The organism is Scytonema sp. HK-05 (assembly GCF_963872035.1).
Lineage (GTDB): Bacteria > Cyanobacteriota > Cyanobacteriia > Cyanobacteriales > Nostocaceae > Kalymmatonema.
Genome location: NZ_CAWMYC010000001.1, coordinates 54,696 through 67,527, shown reverse-complemented (window position 1 = coordinate 67,527; position 12,832 = coordinate 54,696). Strand labels below are relative to the sequence as shown.

Annotated in this window: 8 protein-coding genes; 4 read left to right on the top strand and 4 right to left on the bottom strand. The window is 43.0% G+C overall.

Annotated elements, in window-relative coordinates; translation table 11 throughout:
• Positions 1 to 83: 83 nt before the first annotated feature.
• Positions 84 to 1,532 (bottom strand): 15-cis-phytoene desaturase, encoded by a 1,449-nt coding sequence (gene pds, locus AACT52_RS00300; protein WP_073626144.1) that lies wholly within the window; start codon positions 1,530 to 1,532, stop codon positions 84 to 86.
• A gap of 806 nt (positions 1,533 to 2,338) precedes the next feature.
• Here pds and AACT52_RS00295 point away from each other — a divergent pair.
• Positions 2,339 to 3,058 (top strand): hypothetical protein, encoded by a 720-nt coding sequence (locus tag AACT52_RS00295; protein WP_073626143.1) that lies wholly within the window; start codon positions 2,339 to 2,341, stop codon positions 3,056 to 3,058.
• Positions 3,059 to 3,079: 21 nt separating this feature from the next.
• Here AACT52_RS00295 and AACT52_RS00290 read toward each other — a convergent pair whose 3' ends face one another.
• The gene (locus AACT52_RS00290) at positions 3,080 to 4,810 is read right to left on the bottom strand and encodes a serine/threonine-protein kinase (RefSeq protein ID WP_073626141.1); all 1,731 of its coding nucleotides are present in this window, start codon (positions 4,808 to 4,810) and stop codon (positions 3,080 to 3,082) included.
• A gap of 211 nt (positions 4,811 to 5,021) precedes the next feature.
• On the bottom strand, positions 5,022 to 5,861 hold the full coding sequence (locus tag AACT52_RS00285; protein ID WP_073626140.1) for an alpha/beta fold hydrolase: 840 nt from the start codon (positions 5,859 to 5,861) through the stop codon (positions 5,022 to 5,024).
• Between the two features lie 656 nt (positions 5,862 to 6,517).
• On the opposite strand from AACT52_RS00285, the gene AACT52_RS00280 reads away from it, so the two are divergent.
• A complete protein-coding gene (locus tag AACT52_RS00280) occupies positions 6,518 to 6,694 on the top strand; it encodes a hypothetical protein (protein WP_158054465.1) in 177 nt (58 codons plus the stop codon).
• A 261-nt stretch (positions 6,695 to 6,955) separates the two neighbouring features.
• Here AACT52_RS00280 and AACT52_RS00275 read toward each other — a convergent pair whose 3' ends face one another.
• Positions 6,956 to 8,215 (bottom strand): extracellular solute-binding protein, encoded by a 1,260-nt coding sequence (locus AACT52_RS00275; protein WP_073626138.1) that lies wholly within the window; start codon positions 8,213 to 8,215, stop codon positions 6,956 to 6,958.
• 806 nt (positions 8,216 to 9,021) lie between these two features.
• Here AACT52_RS00275 and AACT52_RS00270 point away from each other — a divergent pair.
• Positions 9,022 to 10,854, top strand: a complete 1,833-nt coding sequence (locus tag AACT52_RS00270) for an ABC transporter ATP-binding protein (protein WP_073626136.1) — start codon at positions 9,022 to 9,024, stop codon at positions 10,852 to 10,854.
• A 108-nt stretch (positions 10,855 to 10,962) separates the two neighbouring features.
• The gene (locus AACT52_RS00265) at positions 10,963 to 12,531 is read left to right on the top strand and encodes a metallophosphoesterase family protein (RefSeq protein WP_073626134.1); all 1,569 of its coding nucleotides are present in this window, start codon (positions 10,963 to 10,965) and stop codon (positions 12,529 to 12,531) included.
• Positions 12,532 to 12,832: the final 301 nt, after the last annotated feature.

Here is a 12,832-nt window from a genome sequence, read left to right as displayed (position 1 = left end):
TGCAGGCTTTTTGAATTTGCCACCGGATGTGCTTCAGCGATTGCCCTTTGGGCAGTGGGCTTTGCCCAATCGCGTAGCGCGTTCTACCGCCCAAACGCCTCAAGAGGCGTTTGCCTGGTTCCTTCGGAACTAGGCAGGGGTTGTCCTTCAGAAAACCCCTCGGCAGTATTACGGACGATCGCCTGCGCTGTCAGCTTACCAGAAAGTACGGCACCTTCCATACTCCCTAAGTAACGTTGCATGGTGTAACTCCCTGCCAGGTAGAAGTTAGCAACTGGAGTCACTTGTGAGGGACGGTACTGTTGACGACCAGGCGTTGCTGTGTAAACTGAGCGCGGCGTCTTAACGACATGATATTTTAGCAACTTTGCTGGATTGTCTCCCCCAAAATGGTCGGGAAACAGCTTTTCGAGTTCCGCAAGAGTTGCCTGCAAAATCTCTTGTTCAGATTTGGCAATCCAATCTTTTGCGGGAGCTAGGACTAGTTCCAGCATTGAGCAGTCGGGGTTGGCGTATCCACGGCAAGTGTTGCTCATATCGGCATAAACGCTGAGCAGGGGCGATCGCGAAAATAACAGGTTATCAATATCTGTAAGTTTACGGTCAAACCACAACTGCAAGTTTATCACTGGCACACCCTCTAAACCTTCCAATTTTTGGAAAAATTCTATTTTTTTCCAGGGTGCGGGTAGTAAAACCTTCATTACGTCTACTGACATTGCCGAGACGTACAAATCCGCAGTTTCTATATAATCTTCGCCATTTAAACCTCTAATCACAAAATGCTTCACCGTGCCATCCTCATTCAGCACGATTTCTTTCAGGGGCGCATTCAACTTCACTTCACCACCGCGTTCGGTAATGTAATCCACTATCGGCTGGCATAGCCGTTCTGTCGGGGAACCGTCCAGAAAAGCCATTTTCGAGCCGTTCTTCTCTTGAAGAAAGCGATTTAGAGCCGTCAGAAGGATTGTTGCCGAAATTTTATCAGGATCTATGAAATTCAGCGCCTTGGACATGGCGATAAAAACTTCTTTTTCTACTCGTGGAGGAATGTTTTGCTTTTTCATCCATTCGGACCAAGAGTACTTGTCCATCTTTTCTACGTACCTTTGCCCCAGAATCATCGCTGGTATCAAGCCGATACCAAAGCGAATCTTCTCTGGCCATGTGAGCATATCGTTATTCCGTAGAATAGCTGCTATACCATTCCAAGGCGCTGGCAAATTTGGAAAATCAAAGCGACTATAAGTCCCTGGATTATTGGGCTGGTTGAAGATCAGCGAGTGTTCTTTCCACTGCAATCTGTCTTCAATGCCCAGTTCCTTCACCAGCTGCAACATGTTGGGGTATGCCCCAAAGAAGATGTGCAAACCAGTTTCATACCAGTCGCCGTCTTTGTCTTTCCACGCTGCTACCAAACCCCCCAGGACGTCTCGGCTTTCTAAGACAATAGGAGTGTGACCTGCATCGGTGAGATATTTGGCACAAGAAAGCCCTGCTAAACCCGCTCCGGCGATCGCTACTCGCATTTAACCTTACTGCTCTTCAAGATTTCTTAATCGTTTTATCGTTTTCATTATACTTTGCAATCCGTTACATTTAGCATATTCCTAAGCGATCGCTTTTTCAGGAGTGCATGCTTTGGATTTTAGAATTAAGTTGAACTCAGACAAAACACTCAACAGACACCGGAGGTTGATTTGAGTCGTCGGCAGAGCAATAAGTATAAATTCTCTCCTTGCAATCACCCTTTCTTGTGTTTTTTGTTTGAGTCAGTTGCTAAAAGGCGAGAAGCCCAAAGGGCAGTGCCCAGAGCGCGATCGCATTTTGTCCTTTGTTTGATGAAGAAGCTGTAGGGCGGAGCCGGCGGTGTTCCGACTTTCTTACACCCGTTGTCTCGCCATCTGGCAAAAAATTTAAGAGTGTATGAGCTTTGCATCTTGCTGTTTGTCAGTAAAAGCATCAGCCAACAAAGCTACTTAAAAAAATTCTATTTCTTGAACTGCTTAATTAAAGATCATGTTTGATACAGATACACTTACAGCATTCCTGCTATAAAGGTCAGTAACTAATTCTTATACCAGAACCCTGTGTCTCAATATTTTTAAAGTCATCCTGAAACCTTTAGAGGAAATATGTAAGAGAAGTTAAGGAAGCGCGAATACACTTGGTGGAAATTATATCATTTATAGTATTAGACTTGATATTATATCAAAACATGGAACTCACAAATCTTTCTTAATCTTTTGTAACAAAAAACAACGTTATTTGTATTCCGGAAATTCTCCTGTTATATAATATTGTAAAAAAATATATTAAAGAGGATATTAAAGCTGTGCGTGATGATTTACAAGGATTAGAGATTAGTCAAAAAGAACTGCAAAAATTGACTAATTTACCTGTTAACGATGAACTTATAATTCTTACTGACCCTATTAAAAGATTGCTGATTCGATTTATAAAACAAGCCAAAGGGCCGGAGGGGGCAACCGCTGTATTTATTGGAGTTGCTATAGTAGTTTTTAGTTATATTACGTTTGATCTGATTATCAAACTATTTGCCAACTGGATAACTATCCCTTCCTGGATAGTATTAATAATCTGTAGTTTATCTATCGGAACTAGTACACAAGTTTTATTATATTTTTTATGGAAACAAAGAATTAGCACTGTCAAAAAAAATATTACACATTCGCTGAAAATTCTCCTAAATGATGTTGATAGGTATAATGCCGTTATCAAAGCAATAGATATCAATGACCAAATAGAAGCGGCAGGTAATCCTGGAGTGAGTTTAAAGGAAAGAAAGAAAGTGCTAGAAGCACTCAAACTGACAAGAAATGATTTAGTTCGGGCATTAAAAACCGAAAGAATTTTAAGAGAGAATAAGAAGTTTATTGTGAGTAGAGCAGAATTGTTTATTAATAATTTAGCAACCTTAACAGCAATGCAAGTGAGCGAACAGGCTACTGAACACGGGCGGTTGCTAAATGAAGCATTGCAAATTGCATTGGACGTGCAACAAGAAATGAGAAGTTTACAGAGTCAGGGCTAGAAGCAATATAGCAGGTTTCAGCTACAAATTGCTGGGTATTGTTTTAAACTTATCCAGTGAACCTAGTGAATAATCTTCTAACTTGAAATCAGCAAATGGTTTTTTCTCTAACCTATCCCTGAGCGCTTCATCCAGAATGACGCCTTCTGATTGTTTCCTCACGCCAATAATAATAATGCTTCTTTGGTATGCTGTTAAATCCTGATTTACCTGACAGTCACTCCGCCGAAATTGACCTAGATTCAATAAGCGATATCCTTTGACGCTGGGAGTATTGCTAAATATTTTTTTCCCTAAAAGTTGTATTTGCTTAGAACGCTCAAAAGCCCTACGTTCTTCGGCTTCCACAGCACCCTCACAAGAAGCTGTTCCCACAGAGATAATCTCGGTTGGCTTTTCCATTATCCTGTGTATCCCTTCTTGTTCCAGATTTGACCTTAAGGCATCAATATTAATAATTTGGTCGTTATATTTGACTTGAAAATCGCTGCCCAAAAGCCATTTATATTCTACCGAAAGAACAGCTATGTTAAATTGAGCTATCCTGCCTTGACTGTCTCTTCCTTCCTCATAGGGAAAGTAATCTATCTTACCTTTTCTTTGGGGAGCTTGCCCATAATTTGGAATGGAAGCAAATTGTGGTGTTCTCGTCGCTAAAGCTACGACACCAAGAAATCCTAAAACCACCAGCAGCGCCGCAAACAGGGAAAGTAAAGGCACTTTTTCTGGCTGTTTTTGTTGTGGCGCTAATCCAGGTTGTGGCGGTAAAGTTGTAGTATTTGGCGGTGGCAATTGTTGTGTATTTAAACTTCCCACAACATTTACAGTTGCAACGGTACTTCCACGCAGTTGCTGTTCAATCTCTGCTAGGCGTCGCAAAATTTCTTGGGCGTTGGCGGGGCGCTGACTCACTTCCCGCGCCATCAGCCAATCAATAAAATTTAACAGTAACGGTGAGACGTAAGTGGCATGATTGCGCCAGTCCAACATATTGTGGTAAGCATCGTATAAATCCAAGGGATGGTGTCCCGTCAGCAAAAATACAAAGGTGCGTCCCAAGGCAAAAAAATCTGATTGCCCTACAGCTAGACCATTCATTTGTTCTGGGGCAGTGTAGCCAGATGACATAATTGCCGTGATACCGCGTGCACCACTGCTCACTTTGGCTAAGTACGTTCTTGTGACTTCCCTTGCGGTGCCAAAATCAATTAACACCAACTGCCCATCAGCTCTAATCATAATGTTAGATGGCTTGATATCTCGGTGCAGGTACTGCTTACCATGCACGAGACGCAAAATCTCTGCCAGTTGTTTCAACCAGGCGATGGCTTGGTCTTGGGAAATGGGTCTATTCTGCTGCTGCTTTAGCCACGCCTCTAAGTTAGGACCCTCAATTTTCTCCATTGCAATGCAATGCAACACCAAACCCATTCTGGTCTGATACTGGAAGTAACTATCCTCATTGGGAATACCAGGATGATCCAACTGTCCCAATACAGCAGCCTCTTTTTGAAAGAGTTCTACTGCTTTCGCGTCGCTTGATAGTTCTTCTTTAAGAACCTTGACGATTTTGGGTGTGTCCTGTTCATAAGCCTCATAGACTTTGCCAAAGCCAGTTTTATCACTGAGAAGGCGCATCACACGATAGCGCCCAAGTAATTCCAGCTGGGAACCACAACTTTGACAAAAACGGTTTTCATCATTATCTGGGTGGTTTGGTTGCCGGCAGGTAGGGTTTATGCACAAGCTCATGACTGGCAATGAATATGGTAGTGAGCGCAAATTATCTATCTAATGATAGTTGCAAAGATACTAAAGTTGCATAATTCTCCTTCCCCGGCTCTGCCAAAGAATGACAGGCGGGAGGTGCCTGCAATGGACGTAAAATGAGAGGCGGAGCCTCTGTGAAAGCATTCCCAGGTGGAACCTGGGAACGAGAGGAAACGCTCTCCCCATCACCCCATCACCCTCTATGCTCCTGCAAAAAAGTTTTTACAGTTTGGTTAAAAGCTTCCGGCTGCGTTAAAAATGCCCAATGATTGCCGGGAACTTGACAAATTCGTAAATTTTTCAGATAGGTTTTGTAAGGCTGGAGTTGCCAATCTTTGCGATTAAGTCCTTTTTCTGGCTGTACGAAGAGGGTAGGGATTTGAATGGGGATTGTAAAACCGGGAACTTGCATCACTTCCTCAAAAATTCCGTCACGGGCTGCGATGGTAAATTTACTACCCCAACTTCCATCGGGTTTTTGTTCAATACCTGCTTGAAAGACTTGTTGTTGTAAGCCACTCCATCCTTGGAATTGGTTTAACTGACGCGCTTGCTGTTCTGCTTCTTCGTAACTAGCAAATGGTCCCATGCCTTTAAGAAAAGACAAAAATTGGTATAAAAAAGGAAATGTTACCTTTAGGAAGCTCGGTATTTTCCAAATAAAAATGGGATCGATTAGAACCATACTGCGTAAACGCTGTGGATGAAGCCTTGCCCAAATAACAGCTAGTTTACCTGTCCAAGAGTGAGCCACAATATGAGCAGACGACCATCCCAGGCTATCCATCAGTGCTTCTAAGTCGGCGATCGCACTCTCAAAACTATAATCCCTCTCAGGCTTACTACTCTCACCATGACCGCGCATATCTGGTGCAATTATATGATAATCTGACGCTAGGTCATCTCCTAAGCTAGACCAAACCAAGGCGTGGTCGGCTAAACCGTGTAACAGTAGTAAAGGCTCTTGACCTTGGTTCCACTCTAAATAAGAAAGTTGGATATCAGGCTTCGATAAGGTTTGACGTACAGGCATCATAGCAGATTCACTTGATGAGATAAGTCGTCTCGTTTAAATGGTAATGCGAAGCAATGGGACGATTTGAATAGTTTCCCACATGAGAGCGTTTGTTTCCGGCGGGTACTTTCTATGCCAGGATATTCGTATCGTCATTCATACTGGTGATCGCTGGCAGTGACTGTCAATGTATATGGTGTTAAATCATGTGCGCTTAATTGCCCATAATCTCGTAACAGCAGTAAACACCCTTCTTTATGGGCATGATGCCAGATATGTCAAAAGCCAGGGCAATGACTATCTTAAGTTACACACAGATGAGCAATTAACTCTATTTTGATTCTGATACCCCGTCCGCTTACGGCGGGGTAGTTCATTTTAAAGTAATAAAAAAAAGCAGCATCTATCAAAAAAAAAGACAATATTTATTGAAACCAAAAATGAAATGATACTTTCTGGTGTTGTGACTAAATGAAAACGCTTAATTACCCAGTCACACAGGTGACCCAGATTAAAGAGGCAACAGGCAACAGGCAACAGGCAACAGGGTCTTTGAAACGGGGATTTAAACCCCGCTTCAAACAGAGCTGCTTGTCAGCCGGGGTCTCTAACTCCCATTTGAAAAGCGGAACGCTCAACTGTTCCCCGTTAAGCGTTCCCTATTCCCTTCTTTGATGAAATCATTATCTAGACGGCAATTACTGCAAGTCGGAGCGCTCGCGGGTGGTTCTTTGCTGCTACCGCTCGCACTTCAATACCGCAGTTCTGCTCAAAATGCTCGCAGTCCGCAGAAAGATTATCAACAGATGGGTGTAGACCATATTGTTCGCGAACACTTTTCATTAACTTGATCTTTGAATTATTCGGTTCTGATACTTCCTCCACCCCTCAATAATCGCTATCAAAATGTTAACGAGCGGATTATCAACCGCTTCTTTAAATGCTTCCTTGGCGACCGAGAAGGGGGAGATGGAAGTATGCACCTTAGGGTATCCATCAACAGCGGTCAGTTGGTAATGGGGAGGGATGGAAGGAGTACTATAAATCAAAAATTAAAACAGCTAAAACGCCTCCACAAATTACGCACTAGAGGCGTTTTCAAGCTATCTAATTCACCTTTGTGGAGCTACTTCTAACTCATTTAAAATGTTTTTTTCCATTTCTTCACGAATCTTTGTAAAGCCAGAATTGGGATAAGGTAAACCTTTTTTAGTTTCTGATTCAATTACTCTGTAGTATGAATTTTGCCTTACTTCCGGCGTTTGAAACGCACTCAATGTTGCTGGAATTAGGTATCGAGGAATAGCTTGATTCCCAGCATCTTGACTCATTAAAATCCATTCGTGAGTTTGAGGTGCATTCATATATGCTACAAACTTTGCGGCAGCTTCTTGACAGGCTTTGTTGCAATCATTACGTAAAACAAAAGCGTCAACAAATAAGATGGGATTTTTTCTTTGTCCCAGTGGGATGGAACTTATTTTTACATCTTTAGTGTTAACTCCCTCTTTCAATATAAAATTTAGCCTTTCCGAATATCCAAAAAATGTATCTACTTTACCATCAGCAAAATTTTTGGCACTCAAATTAGCATCATTATAAGTTCCATCTAAGCATGGATTTTTTCCGTTGGTTACACATTCTTTAGAGAATTTATTAAATGACTGCATGACAACTTTATCAGGATTGGACGTCGATATAGCCGAGGCAATTTCATCTAAACCATATGTATCAGCCCATGCGTCTAGATAAAGCGTAGGTAAATCCCAACCTGTCAAATTTCCTGCTACATTTGGTGTCTTTGGATTTACTTGATCGAGAGCGGGAAGAAGCTCAGTAATTGATTTTGCTTTTACAACTGACTTGTCGCGAGAAAAGATAAAGTTACCACAAAGCCAATGTGGAATACCATATACTTGATTATTGAGAGTTACACCTCTTTTACCTGCTGGATGCCAATCAGATTGGGTTGATGGAGCATTCCACGCTTGAATTAGATTTAATTCTACAAGGTCACCCAATAGCAAAGTGTCTATTTCTACAAGATGGTAGCCATTATTCGATGGAGATTCAGTTAGCCATGTCTTTAAAGTATCTAGCTCATAAAAACCATCGTCCTTAATAGGTTTTAGAACCAAATCAATGTCAGGGTTTTTCCCCTCGAATTCTGTCTCAATTCTTTGAAGCAGTTCTCTGTATTTATCGTTAGCCGCATCAGGAATATATGGGTATAATGCAACACGTAAAATATTTTTGCTAAGACTTTTTTGCGCTTTTCCATTATTTGGAAATGAAGCAATACTTAAACATGAAAGTAATATGGTCGAGAAAAGGCTTAAAGTTAACCAAGTACTCTTTTGGAAAAATTTCATTTTTAACCTCTAATCTATACTAAACAAATTAGATAAATATCATGATTCATAGCCTGTTTTCAACATGTATCCAAATTTCTTTATGAAGATGCAAACTTTTTAATATAACTTTTCACAAGAACTAAAATGATTGAATCAATAACCATAGACCTGCATCAGAGTGATTACCAGTCAAATAGTGGTAGTCAGTAGTGATTGGATGTAGTAGTAAGTGAGTGTATTCTAATTATGTTTGTCAAGAATATACCTCGTTGAGACGCATTTAGTTTTATATAAATGCAAGTAAAAGTAACTTATGCAGTTTTAAGAAACCCCATCACTTCATTTTCCCAGTACCCCTACTCCCGAGTACCCCTACTCCCGAGTACCCCCTCCACCGTCCGCTACATTTTTCCAAGACTTAACCGGACAACCTTGGCATGCATAGGCGGGTTTATTTGTCAACAAGTACGATTAATTGAGAATCACCGCCTTTTTTGCCCCCACCACAGATATCTGTGAGTGCTTCAAGAGTACTCGTGGGGGAAGGAAGTCCTGTTTTGTCATGGTTTCACCCAACCCATAGCTCACCTTGGCATGCATAGGCGGGTTAACTTGGAAATTCGCAACACTAATTGAGAAAAAACCGCCTATGCATCCCTCTCCTAAAGTTCTGTACGGCGCTTCATGAGTACTCGGCAGAGTTGGTTGTCCGGTTTTGTCATGGTTTCACCCAACTGACATCACGCCCTCAGCATTCTGGGGTGTCGGTATCTTGAGTACGGCGATCGCTGCAATCAAGGGCGATTTTACATTATAAAAATAATATGAGAATTCGTAAAAAACGTAACGCTCTGCGCCAATCTCTTGCAGTATTCCGGTACAGTGGACGGGCTGTAAGCTTGGTGTGGACTACTAGCCACTTTCTAACCATTATCCTTGCCACTTTAACTTTAGTGGCAGGTCTTTTACCAGCTGCTGTAGCTTACCTTGGTAAGTTAATTGTCGATGCTGTTGTTGCTGCTTCTCAAATTAATGCATATAACAACGATTTTGTCAATAGTTATCGCCCTTTGATGTATGTGGGATTCGAGGCGATCGCCGTAGCCGCTCTTGCAGGTAGTCAGCGAGGACTTTCTGTTTGCCAGTCCTTATTACGGATGCTACTTGGTCAACGAGTAAATGTTCTCATCCTAGAAAAGGCGCTGACACTTGATCTCACCCAATTTGAGGACTCGGAATTCTACGACAAATTGACAAATGCACGGCGAGAAGCATCGATTCGTCCCCTGTCTCTAGTAACCCGCACCTTTGGCTTAGTGCAAAGCGCCTTATCACTTGTGACTTACGGCGTTTTGCTGGTGAAATTCTCCATTTGGGCAGTGCTGATGCTGATCATAGCAGCTATGCCCGCATTCTTTGCCGAAACGAAATTTGCGGGAGAAGCCTTTCGCCTCTTTAGCTGGCGTGCGCCGGAAAGCCGTCAGCAGCATTACTTGGAAACCTTGCTTGCTAGAGAAGACTTTGCCAAGGAAGTGAAACTCTACCAATTAGGGGAAATGCTGCTAGGACGTTACCACAACGTCTTTAATAGACTCTACGGTGAAGACCGCGAGTTGACACTGCGGCGGGGACTGTCGGGTTATTTGCTGAGTTTGTTGAGTACCGTAGCCTTTTACCTGGCATACGCTTGGATTGTGCTGGAGACGGTAGCGGGTAGAATTTCCCTAGGGGACATGACGATGTATCTTACCGTGTTCCGCCAAGGACAATCTACATTTTCCGGTGCCTTGACTTCCATCGGTGGAATGTACGAGGATAACCTATATCTTTCCAACCTCTACGAGTTCTTAGAAGAGGAAGTGCCAAAACCAAAAGGTAAAGCGACCAAAGGTTTAAAACCCAAAGACGGAATTCGTTTTGAAAACGTATCATTCACTTATCCAGGAAGTTCGCAACCTGCATTGAAAAACATTTCGCTACACCTAAAACCGGGAGAGAAATTAGCCATTGTGGGTGAAAATGGTTCTGGTAAAACTACGCTTATTAAGCTTTTGACTCGACTTTACACCCCAGACACCGGACGTATTCTACTAGATGGTTTAGACTTGCAACAATGGGATGTAGATGTGCTGCGGCAACGCATCGGCGTGATTTTCCAGAACTTTGTCCGCTACCAGTTCACCGTTGGTGAGAATATCGGCGTGGGAGATGTGGAACGCATGGAAGACAAAGCCCGATGGCAAACTGCGGCTGAAAAAGGCATGGCGCTTCCTTTTATTGAACATTTGCCTGAAAACTTTCAAACTCAGCTTGGTAAATGGTTCAAGGGGGGACAGGAACTTTCTGGAGGTCAGTGGCAGAAAATTGCTCTTGCCCGTGCTTTTATGCGAACGAATGCAGATATTCTGGTTTTAGATGAACCAACATCAGCAATGGACGCCCAAGCAGAGTTTGACATTTTCAATCATTTTCGCGCCCTGACCAAAAATCAGATGGTCTTCTTAATATCTCACCGCTTTTCTACAGTGCGGATGGCTGACAAAATTGTCGTTATCGAAGCTGGGGAAGTTGTGGAACAGGGAACTCATCAGGACTTGTTGCAAGCAGGAGGGCGTTATGCAACTCTGTTTTCGTTGCAAGCAGCGGGATATCAGTAGTGTAGGGGAAGATGGGGTGATGTTTCAAGTAGGGGCACAGCATTGCTGTGCCCCTACAAACGACCTGTAGTTATATTGAGTGTTGACTAAAATTTGGGACTATCTGCTATGAAATGGATATTTGACCCACCAATTCCTGTGAAAATCCAAAAAATGAAGGAACGGGTACGGTGGCGACATCCGAGTGTTGTCCAACGTAGGATTGACCAAACCAGCATGGTTATACATGATGACAACTCGGATAATCCAGAATTCTCGTTTATAGTTATAGGTGATAGTGGCACCACGGAACATCACGGACATCACCCCCAACGGCGAATTGCTGAATTGATGCTTGGTCACCGTGAGGAGTGCCGTTTTGTGCTTCACACGGGCGATGTGATTTATGTGGTAGGTTCTCATGAGTATTACCCAACCAACTTTATTGAACCTTACCGCGAGTTTCTTGTCGGTGGCGAAAACCCCAAACGCATTTCCTATGATGGCATGGTGTTTAACCTGCCAATTCTACCAGTCCTTGGTAATCATGATTACTATGATGTGCCGTTGATGTATCGGTTGCTTGCCGGAAGCACACTATTACTGCGTCGTTTCTTCCGCTACAAAGATATAGAAATTGGCTGGCATGGATCTTACCAAGGCGACGCCTATGCACGGGCATTTCTTGATTATATAACGGCGCTCGCCCCTGATGAATTAGAACATCACCTAGACAACAATTACACCGCCAAAACTGACACAGGGCGGTGTTTGCGTTATGAACCCGGACGTTTCACCCGTTTACCCAACCGCTACTACACTTTCCGTTACGGCGGAATTGACTTTTTCGCCCTCGACTCGAATACTTTTAACGCACCATTACCACTTCCAGCCACGAAAGAAGGAGAAGCCGAACGCCGTGAATTGGTTCATCGTCAGCATGAGATAGAACAAGAGGAGATGCAAATTCTCGAAGCTTGCTCTCACCTCAACCCGGATGTTCCCGAACAAGCCGAACAACTTGATGCCCTCAAAGCTAAGTTATACCAAATCGACGAGATAAAAATCGACATTGAAAAACAATTAGAATCCCATAAAGGGTCATCTGTAGATTTTGAACAACTTAACTGGCTCAAACAAAGACTCATTCAATCTTGGAATAGTGAAGAAGTACGCGGACGTATTCTTTATTTTCATCATCCTCCTTACGTCACAGAAAAAACTAAATGGCGTCAAGCGCAAACCTTAGCAGTTCGTCGCCGTTTACGTTGGGTTTTTGATGAAGTCGCAGACACTCTTGGTTCCTTAACTAAAGGGCGTCCGATAGTCGATTTGATTTTAAATGGTCACGCACACTGTCTAGAACATCTCCGGACTGTGGACACTGGACACGCTGACTCTTTCATCAACTGCATTATCTCTGGTGGTAGCGGTCATTACCCCCGGCGTCAGCGAAAGGAGGGGTCAGAATTGATGGAGACTTTTGAGGACAGTAGAGACAATCATACCCGTAAAGTTGCGGAGTCACTGTTATTTGTTGGTCGCAATGGTTACGATGAGCAAAAGCGACTACCGTATTCATTTGTACGAATTGATGTCAAAGATGGTAATCCACCCAAGTTTATTGTTAGACCGTATGTAGCTGAACGCTTTCAGGGAGAGTGGAGCGATCGCCAACTTGAACCGTTTGTCATTTGAATGTTGAGGTATAACCTAGATCCCACACCGTTGTCGTATCATATTGCAAAAGCTGAGGGCAACCAAAGGGCGATGGCATAGATTATCCCGTAGGGGCGATCGCACTACTTAGATCGGCATTTGTGGTCCAGATGTGTCTTCATTTTGTCTGTAACAATGCGTTTAATAATTACCCCCGCCTTTGGCGTCCCCCCAAGGCATCGGGGGGACTACAGGGGGGTCGAATTAAGCTCAACTTCATAGAGAATTGGTATGAGTTCCATCTGTGTCCATCTGTGTCCATCTGTGGTTCATTATTCTT

Coding starts and splice junctions, on each gene's coding strand:
- pds (WP_073626144.1), bottom strand. CDS start 1,532: ATGCGAGTAGCGATCGCCGGAGCGGGTTTAGCAGGGCTTTCTTGTGCC.
- AACT52_RS00290 (WP_073626141.1), bottom strand. CDS start 4,810: ATGAGCTTGTGCATAAACCCTACCTGCCGGCAACCAAACCACCCAGAT.
- AACT52_RS00265 (WP_073626134.1), top strand. CDS start 10,963: ATGAAATGGATATTTGACCCACCAATTCCTGTGAAAATCCAAAAAATG.
- AACT52_RS00280 (WP_158054465.1), top strand. CDS start 6,518: ATGAAATCATTATCTAGACGGCAATTACTGCAAGTCGGAGCGCTCGCG.
- AACT52_RS00285 (WP_073626140.1), bottom strand. CDS start 5,861: ATGCCTGTACGTCAAACCTTATCGAAGCCTGATATCCAACTTTCTTAT.
- AACT52_RS00275 (WP_073626138.1), bottom strand. CDS start 8,215: ATGAAATTTTTCCAAAAGAGTACTTGGTTAACTTTAAGCCTTTTCTCG.
- AACT52_RS00270 (WP_073626136.1), top strand. CDS start 9,022: ATGAGAATTCGTAAAAAACGTAACGCTCTGCGCCAATCTCTTGCAGTA.